Annotated in this window: 21 protein-coding genes; 6 read left to right on the top strand and 15 right to left on the bottom strand. The window is 73.1% G+C overall.

The genetic code is table 11. The annotated features are described in order from the left end of the window. Positions 1 to 82: 82 nt before the first annotated feature. Positions 83 to 982, top strand: a complete 900-nt coding sequence (locus ACO0E0_RS11995; protein WP_422871661.1) for an SDR family oxidoreductase — start codon at positions 83 to 85, stop codon at positions 980 to 982. 245 nt (positions 983 to 1227) lie between these two features. Here the strand turns inward: ACO0E0_RS11995 and ACO0E0_RS12000 are convergent, their stop codons facing one another. Beyond that, the gene (locus ACO0E0_RS12000; protein ID WP_422871662.1) at positions 1228 to 1623 is read right to left on the bottom strand and encodes a MerR family transcriptional regulator; all 396 of its coding nucleotides are present in this window, start codon (positions 1621 to 1623) and stop codon (positions 1228 to 1230) included. Positions 1624 to 1725: 102 nt separating this feature from the next. Between ACO0E0_RS12000 and ACO0E0_RS12005 the strand changes: the two genes are divergently transcribed. After that, a complete protein-coding gene (locus tag ACO0E0_RS12005; protein ID WP_422871663.1) occupies positions 1726 to 2448 on the top strand; it encodes an SDR family oxidoreductase in 723 nt (240 codons plus the stop codon). Between the two features lie 149 nt (positions 2449 to 2597). On the opposite strand, the gene ACO0E0_RS12010 is transcribed toward ACO0E0_RS12005, so the two are convergent. The 3 genes from ACO0E0_RS12010 to ACO0E0_RS12020 all read right to left on the bottom strand — a co-directional run bounded on the left by ACO0E0_RS12010 (position 2598) and on the right by ACO0E0_RS12020 (position 5196). Next, complete coding sequence (locus tag ACO0E0_RS12010) at positions 2598 to 3416, bottom strand: SDR family oxidoreductase (protein WP_422871664.1); 819 nt, start codon at positions 3414 to 3416, stop codon at positions 2598 to 2600. A gap of 85 nt (positions 3417 to 3501) precedes the next feature. Then, a complete protein-coding gene (locus ACO0E0_RS12015) occupies positions 3502 to 3840 on the bottom strand; it encodes a hypothetical protein (protein WP_422871665.1) in 339 nt (112 codons plus the stop codon). Positions 3841 to 3924: 84 nt separating this feature from the next. Then, the gene (locus tag ACO0E0_RS12020; RefSeq protein WP_422871666.1) at positions 3925 to 5196 is read right to left on the bottom strand and encodes an Ig-like domain-containing protein; all 1272 of its coding nucleotides are present in this window, start codon (positions 5194 to 5196) and stop codon (positions 3925 to 3927) included. 289 nt (positions 5197 to 5485) lie between these two features. Between ACO0E0_RS12020 and ACO0E0_RS12025 the strand changes: the two genes are divergently transcribed. Continuing rightward, a complete protein-coding gene (locus ACO0E0_RS12025) occupies positions 5486 to 6160 on the top strand; it encodes a TetR/AcrR family transcriptional regulator (RefSeq protein ID WP_422871667.1) in 675 nt (224 codons plus the stop codon). An 81-nt stretch (positions 6161 to 6241) separates the two neighbouring features. On the opposite strand, the gene ACO0E0_RS12030 is transcribed toward ACO0E0_RS12025, so the two are convergent. From ACO0E0_RS12030 to ACO0E0_RS12060, 7 genes are read right to left on the bottom strand one after another with little or no spacing between them, the layout of a single operon-like run. Then, a complete protein-coding gene (locus tag ACO0E0_RS12030) occupies positions 6242 to 7780 on the bottom strand; it encodes a threonine/serine exporter family protein (protein ID WP_422871668.1) in 1539 nt (512 codons plus the stop codon). Between the two features lie 48 nt (positions 7781 to 7828). Then, on the bottom strand, positions 7829 to 8359 hold the full coding sequence (locus ACO0E0_RS12035) for a phage tail protein (RefSeq protein WP_422871669.1): 531 nt from the start codon (positions 8357 to 8359) through the stop codon (positions 7829 to 7831). Between the two features lie 9 nt (positions 8360 to 8368). Continuing rightward, positions 8369 to 8863, bottom strand: a complete 495-nt coding sequence (locus tag ACO0E0_RS12040; protein ID WP_422871670.1) for a phage tail protein — start codon at positions 8861 to 8863, stop codon at positions 8369 to 8371. Positions 8864 to 8908: 45 nt separating this feature from the next. Continuing rightward, complete coding sequence (locus ACO0E0_RS12045; protein WP_422871671.1) at positions 8909 to 9424, bottom strand: phage tail protein; 516 nt, start codon at positions 9422 to 9424, stop codon at positions 8909 to 8911. After that, complete coding sequence (locus tag ACO0E0_RS12050) at positions 9421 to 9717, bottom strand: hypothetical protein (protein ID WP_422871672.1); 297 nt, start codon at positions 9715 to 9717, stop codon at positions 9421 to 9423. Before ACO0E0_RS12050 ends, ACO0E0_RS12045 begins: the two co-directional genes overlap by 4 nt. Continuing rightward, entirely contained in the window at positions 9714 to 10238 is a 525-nt protein-coding gene (locus ACO0E0_RS12055; RefSeq protein WP_422871673.1) for a GNAT family N-acetyltransferase, read from the bottom strand. The genes ACO0E0_RS12050 and ACO0E0_RS12055 overlap by 4 nt, the downstream gene beginning before the upstream one ends. Next, complete coding sequence (locus tag ACO0E0_RS12060) at positions 10235 to 10711, bottom strand: DUF6916 family protein (RefSeq protein WP_422871674.1); 477 nt, start codon at positions 10709 to 10711, stop codon at positions 10235 to 10237. The genes ACO0E0_RS12055 and ACO0E0_RS12060 overlap by 4 nt, the downstream gene beginning before the upstream one ends. 225 nt (positions 10712 to 10936) lie before the next feature. Here ACO0E0_RS12060 and ACO0E0_RS12065 point away from each other — a divergent pair, with 225 nt between their 5' ends. From ACO0E0_RS12065 to ACO0E0_RS12075, 3 genes are all read left to right on the top strand, one after another. Next, positions 10937 to 15778, top strand: coding sequence for a beta strand repeat-containing protein (locus ACO0E0_RS12065; protein WP_422871675.1), 4842 nt, complete (start codon positions 10937 to 10939; stop codon positions 15776 to 15778). 176 nt (positions 15779 to 15954) lie between these two features. Next, the gene (locus ACO0E0_RS12070) at positions 15955 to 16146 is read left to right on the top strand and encodes a hypothetical protein (RefSeq protein WP_422871676.1); all 192 of its coding nucleotides are present in this window, start codon (positions 15955 to 15957) and stop codon (positions 16144 to 16146) included. 147 nt (positions 16147 to 16293) lie between these two features. Continuing rightward, positions 16294 to 16803 carry a MarR family winged helix-turn-helix transcriptional regulator gene (locus ACO0E0_RS12075; RefSeq protein ID WP_422871677.1) on the top strand — a complete coding sequence of 170 codons (510 nt, stop codon included), beginning with the start codon at positions 16294 to 16296 and terminating at the stop codon, positions 16801 to 16803. A 154-nt stretch (positions 16804 to 16957) separates the two neighbouring features. Here the strand turns inward: ACO0E0_RS12075 and ACO0E0_RS12080 are convergent, their stop codons facing one another. From ACO0E0_RS12080 to ACO0E0_RS12095, 4 genes are all read right to left on the bottom strand, one after another. Further along, positions 16958 to 17398 (bottom strand): OsmC family peroxiredoxin, encoded by a 441-nt coding sequence (locus ACO0E0_RS12080; RefSeq protein WP_422871678.1) that lies wholly within the window; start codon positions 17396 to 17398, stop codon positions 16958 to 16960. A 76-nt stretch (positions 17399 to 17474) separates the two neighbouring features. Next, entirely contained in the window at positions 17475 to 18179 is a 705-nt protein-coding gene (locus tag ACO0E0_RS12085) for an ATP-binding cassette domain-containing protein (protein WP_422871679.1), read from the bottom strand. After that, on the bottom strand, positions 18176 to 19096 hold the full coding sequence (locus ACO0E0_RS12090) for an ABC transporter ATP-binding protein (protein WP_422871680.1): 921 nt from the start codon (positions 19094 to 19096) through the stop codon (positions 18176 to 18178). The genes ACO0E0_RS12085 and ACO0E0_RS12090 overlap by 4 nt, the downstream gene beginning before the upstream one ends. Beyond that, positions 19093 to 22242 carry an FtsX-like permease family protein gene (locus ACO0E0_RS12095; protein WP_422871681.1) on the bottom strand — a complete coding sequence of 1050 codons (3150 nt, stop codon included), beginning with the start codon at positions 22240 to 22242 and terminating at the stop codon, positions 19093 to 19095. Before ACO0E0_RS12095 ends, ACO0E0_RS12090 begins: the two co-directional genes overlap by 4 nt. Positions 22243 to 22277 lie beyond the last annotated feature (35 nt).

Genomic DNA, 22277 nt, shown 5'->3' on the forward strand with positions numbered 1-22277 from the left:
ATGTCCGTGCGGCGCACTCGGGGGACGACCGCGGTCAGCCGGTGTCCCGGTTCGGCGGACGGTCGCGCGTAACGTCGCGCCCATGACGGACCAGTACACGTTCCAGGACCCCAGCAAGCTCTACGCCGACAAGGTACCCGACGAGCAGTACCTCGGTGGCGCGGGCACCGATGCCGAGATGGCGGAGAACGTCCCGGCCGACCACGGCGAGGACACCTACCGCGGCTCCGACCGGCTGAAGGGCCGCAAGGCGCTCATCACCGGCGGCGACTCGGGCATCGGTGCGGCCGTCGCGATCGCCTACGCGCGTGAGGGTGCGGACGTGGCGATCTCGTACCTCCCGGAAGAGGAGGAGGACGCCCAGCGCATCGTCGGCCTCATCGAGGCTGCCGGTCGCACGGCGGTCGCGCTCCCCGGTGACATCAAGGACGCGGAGTTCTGCCGCAAGCTCGTCGCGGACGCGGTGGACGGCCTCGGTGGCCTCGACATCCTCGTCAACAACGCCGGCAAGCAGCAGCACGTCGAGGACCTCGCCGACCTGACCGACGATGAGTTCGACGCGACATTCAAGACGAACGTCTACGCGATGTTCTGGATCACCAAGGCGGCGCTCCCGCACCTCGCCCCCGGCTCGACGATCATCAACACGACGTCGATCCAGGGCTACTCGCCCTCGCCGATGCTCCTGCACTACGCCGCGACGAAGGCCGCGATCAACAACTGGTCGAAGGGCCTCGCCGGACAGCTCGCGCCGAAGGGCATCCGCGTGAACGCGGTCGCGCCGGGCCCGATCTGGACGCCGCTGCAGCCCGCCGGTGGCCAGCCGTCGGACGCCCTGCCCGAGGTCGGCTCCGAGACGCCGCTCGGCCGCTGGGGACAGCCTGCCGAGCTCGCGCCGGCGTACGTGTTCCTGGCGAGTGGCGAGTCGAGCTACGTGCTCGGCGAGACGCTCAACGTGAACGGCGGCATGCCGACCCCGTAGCCCGCGTCGTCGGGCTCCGCTTGAGGTCGCACGACACGCCGTCGGGCCCCCGCTCGAGGTCGCACAACACGCCGCCGGGCTCCGCTCGAGATCGCACAACACGCCGTCGGGCTCCGCTCGAGGTCGCACAACACGCCGTCACCCGGCCCCGGGTGGCGGCGTGTTCTGCGATCTGGAACGCGCGCGTCCGGCGCGGCGGGCGCGGCGCACGGCGCGGCCTGGAGGGACGGGCCGCGTCCGCCGCGTCAGGCTGCGGCGGACGACGTGGCCGGGTGCCGGAGCGCGGGGCAGTGCTCCGGCGTCGGGTTGTGGGCGATGTGGATGACCTCGTCCAACCTGGCCTGCGCCTGCTGCAGCGCACGGATCTGCTCCCCGATGCGGTCGCGCTCCGCGGTGAGCAGCGCGAAGGACGCAGGAGTCGCGTGGCCGGTGTCGACGCAGGGCAGGAGCTCGAGGATCGTCCGGCTCGGGAGTCCGGCCGCGTAGAGCTGCTGGATGAGCTGGACGCGTTCGACCGCCGCCTCGGCGTAGACCCGCTGCCCGCTCGCCGTCCGTTCGGCGTGCAGCAGACCCTGCTCTTCGTAGTACCGCAGGGCGCGGACACTCACGCCTGCCCTGCCTGCAACGTCGCCGATGCGCATCTCGGATCCTTCCGCTGTTGGTGACTTGCCTCTGACGTCAACGTCAGGTCTTAGCGTAACCGACGTGCCGCGCGGAGATCCCGTCGAGGCAGGAAGGACACCATGGACATCACCGGATCGGTCGCACTCGTCACCGGGGCGAACCGGGGCATCGGCCGCCGCTTCGCCGAGCAGCTCGTCGAGCGCGGCGCCCGGAAGGTCTACGCCACCGCACGCCGTCCGGAGCTCGTCGACATCCCGGGCGTCGAGACGCTGCGGCTCGACATCACGGACGCCGGCTCGATCGAGGCCGCGGCGGCCGCAGCGCAGGACGTCACGCTGCTCATCGACAACGCGGGCATCTCGACGCGGACGAGCCTCCTCACGAGCCCGCTGGCCGACCTCCACCGCGAGCTGGACACCCACCTCTGGGGCACGCTGGGCGTGATCCGTGCGTTCGCACCGATCCTCGCGCGGACCGGCGGCGGTGTGGAGAGCGCCACCGCCGTCGTGAACGTGCTCTCAGCGCTGTCGTGGTTCGTCCACCCCGGGGCGAACGGGTACGCGATCGCGAAGGCCGCGGAGTGGAGCATGACGAACGGCGTGCGCATGGAGCTCGAGGAGCAGGGCACCATCGTGCAGGCGCTGCACCTCGGAGCTGCGGACACCGACATCATGGCCGGGTACGAGGGGCAGATGATCGACCCCGCCGAGGTCGCGCGGCAGTCCCTCGACGGCGTGGAGCAGGGCGCGATGGAGGTGCTGGTCGACGACTGGAGCCGCTTCGTCAAGGCGTCCCTCGCGAAGGACCCGTCAGATTTCTACGGGCAGCCGCTCCCCATCTGACGCCCGGAGGCCGGCCATGGGCCGGACGTGACGGACGGGAGGCCCGGAATCCGAGCCTCCCGTCCGTCACGTCGCGCGCATGCGCGCGCTGGTGCGGGTCTACGCGCCCTGGGCCTCTTCCGACCCTCGGTGACTACCTGCCACTCCGGTCAGCTGCCCTGGGCCTCCTCCGACACGGGCTGCCACTCGCGCCACGTGGCGAGCCGGGACTCGTAGTCCTTCTCGGCGATGCCGAGCGGGGCCTTGCCGAAGAAGACGCGGAGCGGCGGCTCGTCCGCGTCGACGACCTTGATGATCGCGGTGCGGGTGCCGGTCGGGTCGCCCGGGTCCGAGGCCGACGGGCGGTTCGCCGCTGCCTCGCGGACGCTCTTGTACGCCTCGATCTCCTCGCTGCGCTTCGACGACGGGCCGGACCAGTCGGTCGAGAACCCGCCGGGCTCGATCAGGGTCACCTTGATGCCGAAGCCGGCGACCTCCTGCGCGAGCGACTGCGAGAAGCCCTCGAGGCCCCACTTCGACGCGTGGTACGCGCCGACCGTCGGGAACGCCGAGATCCCGCCGATGCTCGACACCTGGATGATGTGCCCGGAACCCTGCTCGCGCATGATCGGGAGCGCTGCCTGGGTGACCCAGAGCGCACCGAACAGGTTGGTCTCGAGCTGGCTGCGGACCTCGTCCTCGGTCAGTTCCTCGACCATGCCGAAGTGGCCGTAGCCCGCGTTGTTGACGACGACGTCGAGCTGGCCGAACTGCTCGGCGGCCTGCTTGACCGCTGCGAAGTCGGCCGCGCGGTCGGTGACGTCGAGCTTGATCGCCAGGAAGGTGTCGGGGTACTGCTCGACGAGCGGCTGGACGTCGTCGGTGTTGCGGGCCGTGCCGGCGACGTTGTCTCCGCGCTCGAGTGCGGCTTCGGCCCACTCGCGGCCGAAGCCCTTCGACGCGCCGGTGATGAACCAGGTCTTGCTCATGCTGGGTGGTGTCCTCTCATCAGGATCGCGCACCCTCCGATGGCTCCGGGAGGGTGGCGTACCGACCCAGGCAACTCGCGGTGGCTCAGTGCGTGCCGTGCGCGCCGGGGGTCGGGCGCATTTCGGCCATGCGCTGCAGGAGCTCCCGGGCCGAGAGCGCCGCGGTGAGCTCCACCTCGACCGGCTGGATCCCGAACGCACGCTCGAGCGCTGCCCGCCGCGGCTGTTCCGAGACGGGGACCTCCGGACGCTGGGGGAGTTCGGCGACCGCGTCGGCCGCAGCGGCGAACGCACCGTCCGGCGAACCGAGGTCGACCCACATCAGCCGGATGTCGTTCGCGACCTCGTCCGGCGTCCCGCCGATCTCGAAGCCCGTGCTCGCCATCGCGGCGAGACCCGCGGCGATCGGGTGGTTCCGGTCCATGGCGTCATTGTGACGCATAGAGCTGTCCGGAGCACGACGGCCCCGGAGCGATGTCCGCTCCGGGGCCGTCATGCGTCGTGGAGGTCAGCGCGTGGCGTTCCGACGACGCTTCGCCGCGAGTGTCAGCACCAGCCCGAGGACGAGCAGGCCGCCGCCGATCGCGATGCCGGGGGTGTCGTCCTGGCCGGTCATCGCCAGCTCGTCGGCCCCGTTCGCGCGGACGACACGGGCTGCTGCCGGTGTGCCCGTCGACGCCGCCGGGGCGATGGTCGCCGTCGGTGCCGGGGTGGGCGTCGTCGACGGGGCGGGGGTCGGCGTGGGCGTCACGGCCGGCGGCGGGGTGATCGCCGAACCGGAGCCGTCGCCGCCACCGCTGGCCTGCACGAGCGCCGCGCTGGTCGAGAACTGGCTGACGGTGGCGCCGACCGTCGTCGTCACCGTGGCGTCGTTCGTGAACCGTGCCGGGTCGGAGTCGCTGCCGACCGGAGCGTCGAGCGATGCCGCGACCTCGAGCCGGTAGCGGTCCCCGGCCTGTTCGGCAGGCCACTGCACGGTCACCTGGGTGTCCGAGCAGTCGAACGGGACCGCGTCGGTGACGTCACCGGCAGTGCCCGCGAGCGGCTGGTAGTCGCCGTTCGCGTCGATGGCGCCGTTCGACAGGCGGACGGTGTCGCAGTCGAAGTGCCACAGCTCGCCGGCCGGGACCGCGTCGACCGTCGTCGCGCTGTCGAACGCGCCGTCCGGGGTGTCGATGTGCCAGGTGATGAAGTCGGTCGGGTCGACCTGTCCCTGGTCGGCGTTCGTCCACGTGCCGTACTTCGACGGCTGTGTCGCGTCGAAGGGGACCGGGCCCGTCGGGGTGATGTCCGTGGTGAACACCTTGCCGTCGTTCGTCGTCTCGGTGAACGGGGTGGTCGTGTTCGTCGGGGTCGAGACGCCGTCGAAGTCGGACCGGACGAACGCCGTGCCGCAGACGCCGGTGTGGGTCTCGGCGTAGCTCATCAGCGTGAAGGTGGCGATCCACGGACTGTCGTTCGAGATCGCCGCGGTCGCGACCGGTGTCCCGGTGGCCGGGTCGTCGAGCGTGAAGCCGGCCGGGAGACGCCGCAGGTGGTCGTCGAGCGTCAGGGAGAACGTGTCCCCGGCCCGGGAGCCGTCGGGCACGCACCACGTGATGTTCGTGGTGAGCTGCGACCCCTGCGCCGGGGTCGTCCCGCCGGCGGAGTCGGTCACCGAGACGGTCTTGATCGCACCGGTGACGACGGCGGCCGATGCCGGCGACGCGGTCATCAGGGCCGTGCCGACGATGAGTGCGGGGAGGGCGAGCAGGGGGATGAGGCGCGGTATCAGGCGCACAGGATCTCTTTCGGGTGGGGGCGGAACCGGAGGAGTCGTGCTTGGGAACGTCTGGGAACGAGGACGACGGCTCCTCAAGATACGGACCCCCCGAACACGGGTCAAGTACTCATCCGATCCCCGCGGTGTGGTGAGCATCCCGATCGGTCTGTCCCCCTTAGTGCTGACACTCGGTTCGGGGGATGCCCGTGCCCCCCATCCACGCTTTGATGGACTCTGCGGACATGAAGTCCGCGCTGATCGGAACCAGGCCTGCCGACCTCGGCCTGCTTCGCATCGACGAAAGGGCATGATGCTCGAATCCACGAACGCGGACACCGCTGCTGCTGCAGCGGCCGCGCAGACGCTGCACCTCCGCGTGATCATCGTGTCCGCGACCGTCGACGTCCTGCACGACGTGCACTTCCACCAGGCGACGCCGGAGATGGTCGCCGACCGTCTCGGGATCTCGGTGGAGTCCGTGCACCAGCACTTCCCGTCCTGGGACGGTCTCGTCCTCGCCGCCGTCGACCGCTGGAACGGCGCGCGCATGGACGCGGTCACGAACGCGCTCGGCGACGTCAGCACCGTGGACTTCCTCCGCGCGATCGTCTCCTCGAACGTCGAGGAGCCCGCGCTGATGCGCCTGCTCGTCGCGCTCCTCAGCGTCGCAGGGAACCCGGACCACCCGATGTCCGCCTACCTGCGGTCTCGCTACCAGCTGTTCTACTCGCAGATCAAGCGCGGTCTCGAGCACGACATCGCGGTGGGTCGCGCCCCGCACACGATGGAGCCCCGCCGTGGTGCCGAGCAGCTCATCGCGCTGTACGAGGGACTGCAGCTCCAGGCGCTCATGCGTCCCGACCTCGACCTCGTGCCGGCGTTCGACCGTGCGGTGAGCCGGCTCGAGCGCGGGTGGGGTGAGCGCTACACGACGCGGCTCGCGGCCGTGTCGACGTGGACGGACGACGGCTGGTCGATCTGAGCGACCGCTGAGCCGTGACGGCCGGGATCGTCGACGCGGCCCGGCGACCTCAGCTGCGCGAGCCGACGCGGCCCGGCGATCTCAGCCGCGCGAGCCCCGCGGCACCGAGCCGTCACCGGGGTCGTACCCGGAGTTCCGGATCACGCTGATCGCGGTGGTGTCGCTGTGCATCGACTGCACCCGCACCCGGCGCGTCCGACGGATCGAGCGACGCGCGCCCGGCGTCGCGAGGAGCCCGCCGAGCACGAGCCCAGCGCCGATGCCGAGCGCCACGAGCACCGCGGCCACGAACGCGATCGCCGCACCGGTGGACCCGGCCATGAACGCGAGCAGCGCGTTGGACACCGCCACACCGGGCAGGAGCGCGCCGCAGAACGCCGGCACCGCGATCGCCGCGACCGCGGTCCGCATCCGCACCGCGGCGACCGTGCTGAGCGCACCGAGGACGACCGCGGCGAGGAACGTCGCTCCGAGGAGCGGGAACCCGAAGCCCTTGAACGCCCAGAGGCAGAGCGCCGCGACGACCGAGAACACGACGGCGACGGGGATCACCCGTGCACTCGCCCCCTGGACGAAGCAGTTCGCGGCCGCGGACACCACCGTCAGCGCGAGGGACGCCCAGAACGGCAGGAGCTGCACCGTGATCCCGCTCGTGTCGACCTCGAGGTCGAGCCCGGTCGTGACCGCGAGCCCGGCCGGCACCCCGACCACGATCGCGGCGATGGTGAGCCCGATCGCGAACGCCCGCGACACCGCCATCGACCGGAAGTCGGAGATCGCGTCCTGCGCCCAGGTGACGAGCGCGAGGTGCGGCAGCAGGAGGACGACGAGGGCCCCGACCATCGCGGCCGCACTCCCCGGGCCGAGGATGCCGGCCCAGATCGCGAGCGTGCCGATCGCGGAGGCCACGAGGGCCTGGAACCCCGACACGAAGAAGGGCGGGAACCCCCGACGGGTGAGCCACCGCCCACTGACGATGAGCCCGTACATCACGAGGAACGCGCCGACGCCCGCTCGCCACCCGCCACCGGCCTGCATCGAGATCGAGATGCCGAGGAGGGCCAGCCCGCCGTCGGCGAGCCACTGCGGCCACCGCGGGGGCATCCGGAGGACGGCGACCAGCGCGCTCACGGCGCTCGTCATGTCGCGCTCGTCGTGGATCACGTCGTCGACGATCTGGTTCGCGCGTGCCAGACGGTTCAGGTCGGAGCCGTCGGTGATCACCGTCCGCACCTTCGACACCGCGGGGGCGTCCGGCGGCGAGTGCTGGAGCGTGACGGCGTTCCCGGAGAACGCGAGCTCGAGCGGGGCGAGGTTCCACTTGGCGCTGACCGCGATCACGGCGGTCTCGACGCTGCGGGTGTCGGCGCCGGAGGCGAGCATCACCTCGGCGAGGTCGAGGCAGAAGTCGATGATCTGCTGCGGCGAGTACCGGTCGCCGAGACGGTCCGCGTCCGGCTCGACGTGCTCGTAGATCGTGCCGCGGAGCCGTGCCCGGACGTCGCGGAGGTCATGCTGCGCGACGGCGCGGGCCCGCGGCCGGCTCGGGCGTCCGACGCGGGGTGGGCGCGGACCGGGCCGACCCGCGTGGGGTCCGGACGGAGGGAGCTGATCGGACACCGGACCATTGTGGGTGACCGCACCTGGTCGTGTCCGCAGAGCGGAGCGTCAGGAGCGGGGCGGGAACACGCCCTGCAGCGCGATGATGAACGTCAGGGTGAGGTACGGCGGCAGGTTGTCGTGCGGGACGCTCCCCCCGGCCACCGCGACGGCGCCCGGGTTGAGCGTCGTCGACCCGGCCGAGGTCGCGTAGAGCCGGTCGACCCGCCGTCCGAAGGACGCCTGTCCGAGCACCGCGCCGGTCGGGGTGTTCTGCGTCCCCGCCGCGGACGCGGCCGCCACCGTGTGCGTGTGGGACGGGATCTGCGACGGCAGGAGCGACACGGACGGCGCCCCGCCGCTCTCGCCGAGGTCTCGTTGCGACAGCGACGGTCCCTGACCGGACTGCATCGGCGACGCGCCCATCAGGTTCGGCAGGGCGAAGGTGGACCGGCCGTCCCCGCCGTAGGTGGTGCCGAGGAGTGAGAACAGCGCCGTGTTCTGCGAGATCGGCATGAGTTGCCCGTTGCAGGTCGCCCAGCCCCGGGGCGCGAAGGACCCGGTGAACATCCGGATCTCGGCGACGAATGGATCGGACATGGTGCGCTCTCAGTTCTGGCTCGGGAAGATGCCCTGGAGGGCGATGACGAAGTTCAGGGCGAGGAACGGTGGCCGGTTCTCGTGCCCCTGCCCGCCGCCGGTGGTCGACACGGCCGACGCGGACATCGGGGTGTTCGCCGCCGCCGAGTACGCGGCGCCGGGCGCGACGGCCGGGTAGGCGCCCGTCGGGACGGTGGCCGTGCCGGCGCCGCCCGACGCACGCACCGGATGCGAGTGCGCCGGCAGCTCCGCGGAGGACAGGACGTGCGACTCCTCGCCGCCCCGCGCCCCGGGCGCCGACGTGCCGGCGTGCACCGGGATGCGACCGCGCAGGTCCGGGAGTGCGAAGGTCACCCGACCGTCGCCGCCGTACTGCGTGCCGAGGATCGCGAACAGCGCCTGGTTCTGGTTGACGGGCAGGAGCTGTCCGTTGCACATCGCCCACCCCCTCGGTGCGAACGCGAACGAGGCGACACGGATCTCGCCGAGGAACGGGTCACTCATGTCGGGGCCCTTCGGATGGGGTGGTGGGGACGGTGTCCGGGCGCATCAGTTCGACGAGGGGAAGACGCCGAACAACGAGATGATGAAGTTCACCACGAGGTACGGCGGCAGGTTCTCGTGCGGTTGTGCGTCGCCGACCGGGGCGAGGACGTCGGGGGCGAGTGCCGTGTCCGGCGTGCCGACGGAGTACTGACCGTCGGGCCAGGTCCCCCACACGCCGTTGGTCGGACTCGTCGCGGTCGCCCCGGACGTCGAGCCGGTCAGCTGGTGCGTGTGCGACGGCGTCTGCGCACCCGTGAGGGTCACCGTCTCCACCCCGCCGGTGTCCCCGATCGTGTAGCTGGTGAGTCCGGCGCCCTGACCCATGTGCACCGGGATGCGACCGCGGAGGTCCGGGATCTGGAAGGTCTCCTGGCCGTCTCCGCCGTAGGTCGTGCCGATCAGGGTGAACAGGGTCTCGTTCTCGCTGATCGGCAGGACGGAGCCGTCGCAGAACATCCAGCCCGCCGGTGGGAAGTTCCCGGCGAAGAGACGGATCTCGCCGACGTACGGATTGCTCATCGGAGTTCTCCCTCGATGTGGTTGAAGACCGCCTCGAGCACGGTGCCCTCGTCGGAGCGCGCGACGGCGACGAGGAACACGACGTCGTCGAGCCCGTGTCCGCGGATGCCGTACGTCGCCTGGCCGAGGGCGGTCGGCGCGAGCAACTCGGCCCGGAACCCGGAGACGGTCGGGTCGCAGCGCGTCAGGACCGCCTCGATCGGTGCGGCGTCGACCCCGAGCGGCACCAGGGTGAAGGCCTCGCCGAGGTGGTCGCCGAGGAACGCCGCGTCGAGGCGCGGTCCGCTCGTCATGCGCAGACCGCCGAGCGTGCCGCGTGGCGGAGCTGCAGGTCTGCGCCGGCCGCAGCACCGTCGGCGTCGTCCTCGACGAAGCCCAGCGACCGGTACAGCGCGCGTGCCGGCAGGTTGTCGGCGCGGACACCGAGGACGCAGTCCACCCCGACGGCATCGGCCTGCGCGATGACGGACTGGAGGCACGCGGTCGCCATCCGGGTCCGGCGCGCCGCCGGTGCGATGGCCAGGTCGAGCACGCGCACCGCGGTCGGTACGCCGGCAGCGTCGGTCACCACCGCGGTCCAACACCGGCCGACCGGGCGGTCGCCGTCGACGACCAGGTGGTCGACCGAGTCCGGCCACTCCGCGCGGTAGGCGCGCTCCTGCGCCGTGGACTGCGTCGCGACGAGGTCGGCGACGACGGCGTCCGGGAGGCCGGCCGCGGTGAACGGTTCGCGCATGACGGACGCGCGCAGTGCGCGCACCGCGCTCCGGGCCTCCTGTCCGACGACGGGGACGAGGCGGACGCCGGCGGTCATGCCGGGGCGTTCACGAGTGCCTGGAACGACCGGGCCGCGCCGGCCGTCGGACGGTCGACGGGCGACAGCATCAGCGTCCGGTGCGGGGTCGCGTCGCTCGACAACCGGTACAGACCCTCGGCGGGGCCGTTCGTCCCCGAGCTCTCGAAGATGAGGTTGAACGAGTGTTCGGGGTCTGCGGTTCCGGCGACGTCGACGATCTCGACGAGCCGCAGCGCGAAGGCGCGTCCGGCGCGCGCGGTGAAGCCGAGACCGACACCCGGTTCGAAGTCCGATCGACGCAGGGTCTCGACGAGGGTCGCTGCCGTGGCGCCCGCCACCGCGGCACCGGCCACCCGGGTGAGCACGTCGGCCGGCGCGGTGCCGAGACCGGACGTCGTCGTGCCCGCGACGCGCGTGGTCGCGGCGACACCCAGGGCTCCGACGACGCCGGCACCGCCGAGCAGTGCTCCGCGCCGGGTGAGCTCGGCCATGGTGGTCCTCCTGGGGTGGTCAGGTATTTGTAGCATGCGGCCGGTCTCGACCGAGGCGTCCGAGCCGACCCCCAGAACGGGGGGCGTCCGCCGGGTTTCCGGGCATCCGCCGCCTGTCGGGAGTAGTGGTCGCGACCGCGGTTCACTAGGTTGGCGACGACGTCCGTGCCGTGCTCCCCGCTCGGCGATCGCGCGCCTCGGTGCGCGGCAACCGAAGGAACATGCATGCCCTCGATCGGCTCCGCCTCGATCCGCTCCGACCAGACCGGGCCCGACCGGACCGGTCACGACCGGTCCGGTGCCCGACGTGCCCGGACCGGACTGCTCGCCGCCGGCACCGCCGTCGCGCTCGTGGTCGCCGGGCTCGCACTGACACCGCTCGCCGCCGCTGCCGCGCCGGTCCTCCAGGTGACCAGCACCACGGACCAGGACCCGTCCGCCATCGCTGCGTGCCAGGACCAGACGGTCGTCACTCCTGCCTCGTCCTCCTCGCTGAGCCTCCGCGAGGCGATCTGCGTCGCGAACAACCGCGGGGGCGCGCAGACGATCGCCGTGCCCGCCGGGACGGTACAGCTGCAGTTCGGTGAGTTCGTCGTCGGCACGCAGTCCGGGTCGACCATCACGATCAGCGGGGCGGGCGCGACCGCGACGACCCTCGACGCCGCGCGGCACTCCCGGATCCTCGAGCTCGACCAGGCCCAGATCGGCGGCATCAGCGTGAGCGTCTCCGGCATGACGCTGCAGAACGGGCTGCCGTCGGCGTCCGGCCCGTCCGCGACGTTCGGGGGTGGCGCGATCCTCGCCGGTGCCGACGCGACGCCGCTCGACTCGCTCACCATCGCGAACGCGCAGTTCATCGGGAACACCGCCGCGTCGGGCACCCCCACGAACGCTCCGGGCGGCGCCGTCCAGATGGCCGGTGGGTCGCTCGCCGTCACCGACACGACGTTCACGCAGAACAGCGCCGGCGAGAGCCCGGGCGGCGCGATCGCGTTCCTCGGCGGCGGGGTCTCCGGAGAGACGCTCGTGGTGGCGCGCTCGACGTTCCTCGCGAACACCGTGACGAACTCCGGCGCGACGGGGTCGACGAACTCCGCCGGGGCGGTCTTCGTCCGCGGAGCCGCGTCCGGATCGGCCATCGACCAGAGCACGTTCACGCAGAACAGCGCGACCGGGAGGGGTCCCACCCGCGGCGGCGCACTCGCGATGGAGTCGGGGTCGCTCGCCGTGACGCGGACCGCGTTCGACCAGAACGTCGTCGAGAGCGGGAGCGGCTCCGCGAGCGGTGGTGCGATCGCCGCCGTCGACGGTGCGCTCACGGCCACGTTCGACCGGTTCTCCGGGAACAGCGCGAGCACCGGCCCGTCGATCGCGCAGTCGACGGCCTCCGTCACGGCGAACGACAACTGGTGGAACTGCACCACCGGCCCGACCGGCTCGGGCTGCCAGTCCACCTCCGGGACCGTCACCGCGACGACTTGGCTGCTGTTCCGGGCGTCGGCGTCCCCGGCGACGGTCACCGGACCGAACGCCGGCAGCACCATCACCGGCTCGTTCACGACGGACAGCGCCGGTCGGACCATCGCCCCTGCGAACCTCGGCGCGTTCGCCGGACTCACCGTCTCGTTCACGGTCCCCGGCGGCGGCGGCGACTCGTTCGCCGGCGGTACGACGGCCGTGTCCGGGCAGTCGACCGCGTCCGGGGCGACCGCGACGTACAACTCCGGCACGGCGGCCGGCTCGCGGACGATCACGGCGGGGGTGTCCGGCGTGCCCGCCACGACCGCCGTCACCGTCCAGCGCGCGCCCGCCGTCACGAGCGCTTCGTCGGCCGGCTTCACCAGCGGCACGGCGGGCTCGTTCACCGTGACGTCGACCGGCTCACCCACCCCGACCCTCTCCGAGTCCGGGCGCCTCCCGGACGGCCTCGCGTTCGTGGCTGCCGGGGACGGCACCGCGACGATCTCCGGGACCCCGACGACCAGCGGGTCGACCTCGATCACGGTGTCCGCCAGCAACGGCGTGGACCCGACCGCGGTGCAGACGCTCACGATCACCGTGTCCGCCGCACCGGCGTTCACGAGCGCCGCAACTGCTCGGTTCTCCGCCGGGACCGCGGGGTCGTTCACCGTCCAGACGACCGGCAGTCCGGCACCGGCGATCACCGCGACCGGGACGCTCCCGGCCGGTCTCACCCTGCAGGACAACGGCGACGGGACGGCGACGCTCTCCGGGACCACGGGACAGCCGGGGACGTACCCCCTGAGCCTGACCGCGTCGAACGGGGTCAGGCCGAACGCGACCCAGGGCTTCACGGTCCAGGTGGACGCCGCACCGGCCGTCACGACGAACCCGGTGGGGCAGTCGGTCCAGCCCGGTTCGACGGTGTCCTTCTCCGCGGCCGCCTCGGGGACCCCCTCGCCGTCCGTGCAGTGGCAGCGGTCGACCGACGGCGGTGGGACGTACGTCGCCGTCTTCGGGGCCACCGCCACCACGTACTCGTTCACCGCGTCGGCCGCGGACGACGGCTCCTCGTACCGCGCGGTGTTCTCCAACTCGGCGGGGACGGCGACGACCATCGGAGCGACGCTCCGGGTCGGGACGGCCCCGGCGTTCACGAGCAGTGACGGGACGCGTGTGGTCGCCGGACGGTCGCTGTCGTTCCCGGTGACCACGACCGGGACGCCCGTGGCGACGCTGACGCGCTCGGGCTCGGCGTTCCCGTCGTGGCTGACGTTCACCGACCGCGGCGACGGCACCGGGGTGCTGAGCGGCACCGCTCCCGTCGACGCCGCGGGCACCGCCTCGTTCACGCTCCGTGCGTCGAACGGGTTCGCGCCCGACGCCACGCAGGCGTTCACGCTGACCGTCGACGCGTCCCCGACGATCACTAGCGCTGCCGCGACGACCTTCGCGGCGGGCACGGCGGGGTCGTTCTCGGTGACGACCACCGGCGGCTTCCCGACGCCGACCTCCATCGCGCTGCAGGGGACGTTGCCGTCCGGTGTGACGTTCGTCGACGACGGCGACGGCACGGCGACGCTCGCGGGCACACCCGTCGCGGGGACCGGCGGGACCTACCCGCTGACGATCGTCGCGACCGCGGACGGCGGGACGGCTCCGGCCACGACGCAGTCGTTCGTGCTGACCGTCGACGAGGCGCCGACGATCACGAGCGCCGACCACGTGACCTTCCTCGCCGGTTCTGCCGGGTCGTTCACGGTGACCACGGCAGGCGGCTTCCCGACCTCGACCGCACTGACGGTCCGCGGTGACCTGCCGTCCGGGATGACGTTCACCGACGACGGCGACGGCACGGCGACGATCGCCGGGACCCCCGCACCGGGGACCGGAGGCACCTACCCGGTGATGCTCTCGGCACGGGCGATCGGCGGTGGTTCCGCGGCGTCGACGCAGTCGTTCACGCTGACGGTCATCGAGACCCCGACGATCACGAGTGCCGCGTCGACGACGTTCACCGCCGGGGTCGCGGGGAGCTTCTCCGTGACCACGTCCGGTGGGTTCCCGTCGCCCCCCGCCCTGACGATCACGGGTTCCCTGCCGGACGGCGTCACGTTCAGCGACGCGGGGGACGGCACCGCGACGTTGTCCGGCACCCCGTCCGCGAGCACCGGCGGCACCTACCCGGTGACGATCACCGCCGTGAACGGCGCCGGGGCGGGCACGTCGCAGGCGTTCACCCTGACGGTCGACCAGGCGCCGACCGTCACCAGTCCGGCGTCGGCGACCTTCCGCGTCGGCGTGGCCGGGTCCGCGGCGATCACGACGTCGGCCGGCGTGCCGGGCGCCACGACGCTCTCGGTCGTCGGTGACCTGCCGCGGGGCCTCGTTTTCACCGCTGACGGCGGGTCGGGCACCATCAGCGGCACGCCCGTCGTGGGTTCGGCCGGGGTCTCCACCGTCACCGTCGTCGCCGACAACGGCGGCGGTGCCGGTCCGGTGACGCAGATCCTCACGATCACGGTGACGGACGTGCCGACGATCACGAGTGCCGACCACGCGACGTTCGCGGTCGGGGGCGCCGGCACGTTCACGGTCACGACGGCCGCCGGGTACCCCACGGCGACGACCATCGGGACGACGGACGCCCTGCCTGCGGGGCTCACGTTCCGGGATCGGGGAGACGGCACCGCGGTGCTGTCCGGCACGCCGTCGGCAGCCGACGCCGGGACCGTCGTGCTCGACGTGACGGCGACGAACGCGACCGGGTCCGCGCCGGTGCAGCGCCTGACGCTCACGATCACGAACGCGCCGGTGATCGCGGTGGACGGGCCGACCTCGTTCGCGCCGGGTGCCCCGGTGTCCGTGTCGATCGGCACGGGCAACGCCGAGCCGGTCCCGACGCTGTCGCTCGACACCGTGGACGGACCGTTCCTGCCCGCGGGGCTGACGTTCACGGACGACGGCGACGGGACCGCGACGATCTCCGGGACGCCGCAGGGCCCGAGCATCACCGACCTGGTCGTCGTGGCGGACAACGGGACGGGAGGCCCGGTCCGGTCGTCGTTCACCCTGACGATCCAGGGCCCGCCGACGATCACGTCCGCGCCGACCGCCACGTTCCGGGTCGGCACGGCGGGTTCGTTCACCGTCGCGGCGACGAACGGCGTCCCGACCGACACCGAGCTGCACCTCGTCGGCACGCTGCCGGACGGACTGACGTTCACGCCGACCGCCACGACCGCCGACCCGGCCGGCACCGGGGGACTGGTGGGTGCTGACGGACTCGGGACGACGACCCGGACGATCAGCGGGACGCCGACCGCGGCGGGGACCTACCGGTTCTCGCTCGAGGCGGACAACGGCGTGGGTGCACCGTCGGTGCAGGCGTTCGTCCTGACGGTGTCGCCGGCCGACGTGGTCCCGGGGACCTCTGCAGGCGGCGCGGCGACGGGTGCGTCCTCGTCACCCAGCGGGGTCCGGCCCGGGTCCGGTGCGCTCGCGTTCACCGGGGGCGGCATCCCGTGGGACGTGCTCGCGGCGGGGATCGCCCTCGTGGTGTCCGGTCTCGTCCTGACCATCCGTCGACGCCGACGACAGGCCTGACGGCCGGGCTCGCGGGCTGGTTGCCACAACCTGACTAGCCGTACAAATTATGAACCGGACGCTTCTGGAAACAGTCGTTGCGCGAATGGTTCGGTTTGTGGCATAGTTCTGGCACGGCGATCAGCCGGCACGCACCGGACCGGTGCGGCACCCGACGGCGAAGGGCAGGAATCACGATGCACAGCACGTACCGGACGTTCCAGACACCGGGAGACGCCCGGGTCCACACCGGCGGGAGCCTCCGCCTCGGCATCACCGACCCGGCCGTGATCGCGGCGTACGTCAGCCGTCGGATCGAGGACCCGAGCCTCCTGTCGACCGGCAGCGGCCCGAGCTACGGGGACTTCTTCCGGAGCCCTGCTGCGTAGCGTCGGCGCTCGCCGCGTCTCCCGGACGCACCACCTGCCGGCACCGCCCTCGGTGATCCCGCCGGCACCACCCGCTCTGTCCGCGGGTGTGACCCGTCACCACCAGACCGCAGGACCAGCAGGACCGCAGGAAGGACTCTGCACCAGATGCCGTTGACCGTCATCCGACGAGAAGCACTCCACCTCTACGCCCGCCAGCCCCGGACCGACGCCGGTCGGGCGGCGATCGATGCGATGTTCGAGGTGCAGAGCGCCGAGGAACACGAGATCGAACTCGCCCGGGCATCGAGCGGGCTCACGAAGAACGAGTTCCACGCCATCCGGTACCTGCTCCAGGCGCAGCGGGACGAGCGGCCGATGAGCCCGAAGGACCTCGTCGTGATGCTCGCCCTGTCGAACGCGTCGGTCACGAAGCTCGTCGACGAGCTCGAGGCGAAGGGCGATCTCGAGCGGGTCGCCCATCCCACGGACCGCCGCGTCCAGGTGCTCCAGCCGACGATGCAGGCCGCCGAGAAGATCGACGCCGCCTACGGCCGGTTCCACGAGGCCGTCGTCGAGGTCCTCGACACGATCAGCGACGCCGACAACGAGGCCGTCGCCCGGGTGCTCACCGCGGTCGCCGAGGCGCTCCGGTCCCGCCCCGACGACGACTCCTGACGCCGCCCAGCCTGCCCCGGCCGTCCGAGCCGTCCGGCGACGGGCTCGAGGATGCAGCAACGCGGGGTCCGTCTGTCGACGGACCCCGCGTTCGTGCATCCGCAGCCGGGGCGGGCCGAGGAGACGCCCGGGAGGGGCGGGCGCAGCCCCGGGTCTAGCCCTCGAACGTCGTGTCGAGGGTGATCTCCACGCCGGTGAGGGCCTTCGACACCGGGCACGTCCGCTTGGCTTCGTCCGCGGCCTGCGTGAACGCCGCCTCGTCGATGCCGGAGACCTCGCCCGACACGGTCAGGTGGATGCCGGTCAGCCGGAAGCCGCCGTCCGGGTCCGGGCCGAGTGACACGTCGGCCTTGACGTCGAGGGCCTCGATCGTGCCGCCGGCCGCACCGAGCACCGCGGAGAACTGCATGGCGTAGCAGGCCGAGTGGGCCGCGGCCAGGAGCTCCTCGGGGCTCGTGGAGCCGTTCGCGGACTCGGCCGCGCGCTTCGGGAACGAGACGTCGTACGTGCCGATGCCGGAGGACGTCAGCTCGACCTGGCCTTCGCCGGTCTCGAGGGATCCGTTCCAGGCGGTGCGTGCGGTACGGGTGGGCATGGTGCTCCTTCGATGGGGGGATCGGTGTCCTCCAGTGATACCGGACGAACCCGGTCGGAGCCCGGGAACGGGACGCTCAACCGATCGACAGGGTCTGTCCGCACCGTTCCGCGAGCGCGGGGTCCGGCGCGGCGAGGACGACCACCGCGCCACCGTCCATCGCCGTCACCAGGGCGTCCCAGACGACGTCGCGCGTCGCGGCGTCCAGTTCGCTCGTCGGGTCGTCGAGACAGATGAGCTCCGGGGCGCCGATCAGCGCACGGGCGATCGCGACCCGCTGCTGCTGCCCGCCGGAGAGCTGCTCGACGAGGTTGTGCCAGCTCGTCTCCGGCAACCCGAGTCGGGCGAGGAGCTGCTCGGTCGCGGCCCAGTCGTCCGCGCCGAAGACGGCGCCGGGGCGGCCGAGCGCCCGGACCGCGACGTTCTCCGCGGCGCTCAGTCCGCCGAGCAGGTCGTGTTGCTGCGTCACCAGGCCGACCGCCTGCGGGTCGATCGGCTGCCCGTCGATTGCGACCCGACCCTCCAGGCCGACCGACGCCCGACCGCCCGCGCCGGACCCTGCCCCCCGACCGCCCGCGCCGGACCCTGCCGCGCCGGACCCCGCCGGGCCGGACCCCGCCACCCGTCCGGCGATCGCACGCAGGACGCTCGACGTCCCGCTCCCGGCCGGGCCGGTGACGGCCAGCGCGGTCCCCGCGGGCACGACGCGGGACGCGTGCTCCAGGAGCACGCGCGGCCCCACCGTCACCCGGACGTCGTCGAGGGTCAGGCCGCCGGTCATGCGCGGTCCGCCCGTCGGATCCGCAGCGTGTCGTCGGCGTCCTGCTCGACCGAGACGAGGGCACCGGCGGGCCAGGCGTCGCGGAGGCCCTCCGGGATCTGCACGGACCCGTCGGAGCCGATCACCGAGTACCGGCCGTGCTCGGTGGCCTCCTCCCCGATCCGTCCGTCCCGGAGGTGGATCATCCGCTGCATCCGCGCCGCGACCTGCTCGTCGTGCGTGACGACGAGCACGGCCGTGTGCTGGGACTCCGCGGTCTCGACCAGGACGTCCAGCAGCCGGTCGCGCGCGTCGTCGTCGAGCTGGCTCGTCGGTTCGTCGGCGAGCAGGAGTCGCGGGGCCGGCGCCATCGCGACCGCGAGTGCGACGGTCTGCTGCTCCGACGGCGTCATCGCGCTGACCGGCCGGCCGTCGTCGACCACCCCGCCGGCCCGGAGCACGTGCCGGCCGATCCTCGTGCTCGGGTTCGCGGTGCCCCGCGTGGCCCACACGATGTTCGCCTGCGCCGTCTCGTGCACGAGCAGGTTCACCGGCGCACCCTGCAGCATCAGGCCCAGCGTGTCCCCGCGCAGCGGGCGGAGGTCGCGCTCGGTGGCGCTGCCGAGGTCCGTCCCGAACACGGAGACGCGACCGGCGCTCGGGCGCATGATGCCGGCCGCGATCGTGAGCAGCGTCGACTTACCGGACCCGGACGGTCCGAGCAGGGCGATCCGCGACCCGGCCCGGACGTCCAGGTCGACGCCCCGGAGGGCGGCGACGTCGGTGCCGGCCTCGCGGTAGACGTGCACGAGTCCGGCGGCACGGAACGCGAGGTCGGCGGTCGGCTCGGACACCGGCGCGTCGGGCGTCGTGCGGCGCGGCACCAGTCGTCGGAGCCGCCCGGGCCGAGCCGGTCGTCGGGTGCGTTCGTCGGTCATGGTCGGTCTCCCGTCCGGTGGGCGGTCGCCGGTGCCGGACGGGAGGCGCGGCTCCGATCCGCCCCGGACGTCCGGTCGCCGAGTTCCAGGCGTGCACCGACGACGGCCACGCCCGCGAGGAGCAGGAGCACCCCGACCACGAGCACGACGAGCGGCAGGACCGCGGGCACGAAGTCCGGCGGCGGTGCCGCCCCCGAGCCGGCGAGCAGGGGCAGCCGGCCGATCGTGACGGCGAACGCGGCGAGCCCCGCCACGGCACCGAGCAGCGCTCCCGCACCCGTGGGGAGCAACGCGTCGAGGGTGAGGACACGCCGGAGGGACCGGTCGGGGACCCCGGCGTCCCGGAGCGACGCCCACTCCCGTCGGCGAGCCCCGGCACCGATCAGCCGGATCGCGACCACGGCGAGCAGGGTCAGGCCCACGCCGCCCGCCGCGATCGGCAGGCCGAGCACCGCCCCGAGCGTCGGCGCGGCCCGTTCGGCGCGGTGCTGCGCGTCGGCGAGGGTGCGGGTCGCCGTGACGCGGAGGCCCTCGGCGCGGAGGGCAACGAGCACACGCGGGTGCGCCCCCGGTGCGAGCCAGACCTCCCGCTGCGCCTGGCTGGCGTGCGCGTCCGTCAGCCGGTCCATCACCCCGAGGTCGACGAGCGCGCCGTCGTCGAACACGCGGGGGAGGGTCGGTGCCCGACCGACGACGCGGAGCACCTGGGAGCTCTCGTCGAGCCCGATCCCGGCGACGGCGTCCCGGACCCCCGGGTACGGCGAGGTCCCCGTCGCGGCACCGAGCAGTGCCGGGGCCGGCTCCGGGGCGTCCCGTGGCGCGATGCTCGCCGTCCCGGACCCCGTCCCGTCCTGCAGCTGCACCTGGAGGCCCGTCCCCCGTGTCGCCGGACCGAGGGTCGCCGACGTCGGGATCTGGGCGTCGGCAGCGGAGCCGATCCGGTTCCGCCATCGGTCCGGGTCGAGCCACCCCGCGGTCCGGGTGGCGTCCTCCTGGTCGGTGGCGATGCTCCGCACCGTGAACGCCGAGCTGTACGACGGCTGCAGCTGGTCGCCGTTCTCGATCCCGAGCCACACGACGCGGCACCCGTCGGCGCACGGGAAGTCCCGCGGGTCGCTCGTCACCGTGCCGTCGCGCGGCGACCCGAGGTCGACCCGGTGCCACCCCGTGGTGGTCTGGACCACCATGGCGAGCCGCACGGTGGACTGGTCGGTGTCGATGCTCGCGCTGCCGACGTCCGACAGCGTCAGGCGCAGCTCGGTGCCGGTCAGCCGGAACGAGGGGGTCCGCTGGCGGGGAGCGAGCGCGTTCCGGACCTCGGCGGCGGACCGGCCGCTCCACGCGGTGCGCCAGGAGCTCACCACGGCGAGCCGGTCGGTGTCGACGGCGACGAGGCGGCCGACACCGGTCCCGCTCGTCAGCACCTCCGCCGCCATGGCCTGCCGTCCGGTCGGGTCGGCGCTCCGGACGGCGTCGAGGAGCGTGGCATCGGCGGGCACCGAGACGTCGAGCACGGTCGCCGCACCGAGCGACGCGGCGGCACGGTCGTCCTGCAACCGGGTCCCCACCGAGGCCGCCTGGGTCGCGTACACGGCGATCGCGATCCCGACCGTCACCATCACCGCCGTCGAGAGCACCGAGGGCGTCCGGGCGAGCTGCCGCCCGATGAGCACCCCGCCGAGACTCCGCGGCGGACGGCGGGTCCGCCGACGGATCACCACCACGGCGACGCGCAGCCCGACGATGCCGATCAACACCGCGACGAGGCTCGGCGCGAGGAGCGCGACGCCGGGGCCGGCGATCTCCTGCTCGGTGGCGAGCGACCCGAGCACGGTGACGGTCACGAGCACCGCGCCCGCCTGCACGACGACGGCGGTCCGGGACAGCACCCGCGGCTCTGACGTCTGCCGGAGGAGCGCCACGAGCGGCAGTCGCGCGGAGCGGATGCTCGACACGAGGAGGGCGATCAGGGAGCCGGCGACGGACAGCCCGGCCGCGGCGAGGACCAGCGGCCGGAACGGCTCGACGGTCGCCGACGGGCCGAGCACCGTCGTCGCGGCGAGGGCGGACGCACCCGCACCGAGTGCCGCACCCGCGACCGCGCCGAGCACGAGCGCGACGGCCGGCTCGAGGAACACACTCCCGAGCCAGCGCCGCCGAGGGAGTCCGCGGAGCCGGCCGAGACCCCATTCGGTCGCCCGGACACGACCGATCCGCTGGATGACGAGCCCCTCCGCGAACCACGCGAGGCCGAGCGCCTGGATCGCCGTCACCGCGAGCAGCACCCCCGCGGCGTCCTGCTGTCGTCCGACGTGGTCGAGCACGTCCGTGATGCCGGTGCTGAACCGTGCTGCCGAGGACGCGCTCTCCGTGGTCAACGTCGCCTCGCGGGCGGTGCGGACGTCGGAGCGGATCACCGGCACGTCCGCGAGCGTCGGCGGGTGGGCGAGGAACCGGACCCCGAACGTCGTGCCCTCGACGACGAGCCGGTCGAACCCGGCCCGGGAGACCACGAGGTCGGGCGGGGGCGTCCCACCGGCACCGAACCGTGCCCCCGGCCCGGCGATGAGCGCGCCCGTGCCCGTACTGCCGTCGTAGACCCCGACGACGGTGAACCGGTCCGGCGGCAGCGTCGGGTTCGACCCGACGAGTCCGATCGTGTCGCCGACGGACACGCCGCTGGCGCTCGCCGCGGACCGCGGGATCGCGATCTCGTCGGCGGCCTGCGGGCACTTCCCGCGCGTGGACCGCGCCTGACGACAGGCGTCCTCGCCGACTGCCACGTTCGTCGTCCGCGTCCGGTCGGCGTCGGTGGTGCGGCTCCAGGTGAACGGTTCGTTCGACTCGGTGAGGAGCGTCGGCGTCGTCCAGAGGCCCGTCGAACCGATGGTGCTCACCACGGCGGTTGCCGAGGCGATCCCGTCCGCGATCTGGCCGCCGGTCGTGCTCACCTGCGACACGAGCGCGGTGTCGTCCCGTCCGGCGTCGTGGACGGCCTCGGCGAGGGTGACCTGCTCCACGGCACGGAACAGGGTCGGGGCGAGCACGGACACGAGCATCGCGATCGCCGCGAGGGCTGCGAGCGTGACGAACGAGGCGGGCCGACGACGGACGCTGCGCAGCCAGAACGGACCGCGGACCCCCATGCGCACCTCCTCGTGCCGGCACCCGTGTGCCGGGG

Source organism: Curtobacterium phyllosphaerae (assembly GCF_049341865.1).
Taxonomy (GTDB): domain Bacteria; phylum Actinomycetota; class Actinomycetes; order Actinomycetales; family Microbacteriaceae; genus Curtobacterium; species Curtobacterium phyllosphaerae.

Bases quoted from the DNA above. Each gene is read 5' to 3' on its own strand.
- ACO0E0_RS12070 (WP_422871676.1), top strand. From the start codon at position 15,955: ATGCACAGCACGTACCGGACGTTCCAGACACCGGGAGACGCCCGGGTC.
- ACO0E0_RS12095 (WP_422871681.1), bottom strand. From the start codon at position 22,242: ATGGGGGTCCGCGGTCCGTTCTGGCTGCGCAGCGTCCGTCGTCGGCCC.
- ACO0E0_RS11995 (WP_422871661.1), top strand. From the start codon at position 83: ATGACGGACCAGTACACGTTCCAGGACCCCAGCAAGCTCTACGCCGAC.
- ACO0E0_RS12080 (WP_422871678.1), bottom strand. From the start codon at position 17,398: ATGCCCACCCGTACCGCACGCACCGCCTGGAACGGATCCCTCGAGACC.
- ACO0E0_RS12050 (WP_422871672.1), bottom strand. From the start codon at position 9,717: ATGACGAGCGGACCGCGCCTCGACGCGGCGTTCCTCGGCGACCACCTC.
- ACO0E0_RS12075 (WP_422871677.1), top strand. From the start codon at position 16,294: ATGCCGTTGACCGTCATCCGACGAGAAGCACTCCACCTCTACGCCCGC.
- ACO0E0_RS12060 (WP_422871674.1), bottom strand. From the start codon at position 10,711: ATGGCCGAGCTCACCCGGCGCGGAGCACTGCTCGGCGGTGCCGGCGTC.
- ACO0E0_RS12055 (WP_422871673.1), bottom strand. From the start codon at position 10,238: ATGACCGCCGGCGTCCGCCTCGTCCCCGTCGTCGGACAGGAGGCCCGG.
- ACO0E0_RS12005 (WP_422871663.1), top strand. From the start codon at position 1,726: ATGGACATCACCGGATCGGTCGCACTCGTCACCGGGGCGAACCGGGGC.
- ACO0E0_RS12010 (WP_422871664.1), bottom strand. From the start codon at position 3,416: ATGAGCAAGACCTGGTTCATCACCGGCGCGTCGAAGGGCTTCGGCCGC.
- ACO0E0_RS12040 (WP_422871670.1), bottom strand. From the start codon at position 8,863: ATGAGTGACCCGTTCCTCGGCGAGATCCGTGTCGCCTCGTTCGCGTTC.
- ACO0E0_RS12085 (WP_422871679.1), bottom strand. From the start codon at position 18,179: ATGACCGGCGGCCTGACCCTCGACGACGTCCGGGTGACGGTGGGGCCG.
- ACO0E0_RS12065 (WP_422871675.1), top strand. From the start codon at position 10,937: ATGCCCTCGATCGGCTCCGCCTCGATCCGCTCCGACCAGACCGGGCCC.
- ACO0E0_RS12035 (WP_422871669.1), bottom strand. From the start codon at position 8,359: ATGTCCGATCCATTCGTCGCCGAGATCCGGATGTTCACCGGGTCCTTC.
- ACO0E0_RS12090 (WP_422871680.1), bottom strand. From the start codon at position 19,096: ATGACCGACGAACGCACCCGACGACCGGCTCGGCCCGGGCGGCTCCGA.
- ACO0E0_RS12000 (WP_422871662.1), bottom strand. From the start codon at position 1,623: ATGCGCATCGGCGACGTTGCAGGCAGGGCAGGCGTGAGTGTCCGCGCC.
- ACO0E0_RS12025 (WP_422871667.1), top strand. From the start codon at position 5,486: ATGATGCTCGAATCCACGAACGCGGACACCGCTGCTGCTGCAGCGGCC.
- ACO0E0_RS12015 (WP_422871665.1), bottom strand. From the start codon at position 3,840: ATGGACCGGAACCACCCGATCGCCGCGGGTCTCGCCGCGATGGCGAGC.
- ACO0E0_RS12045 (WP_422871671.1), bottom strand. From the start codon at position 9,424: ATGAGCAATCCGTACGTCGGCGAGATCCGTCTCTTCGCCGGGAACTTC.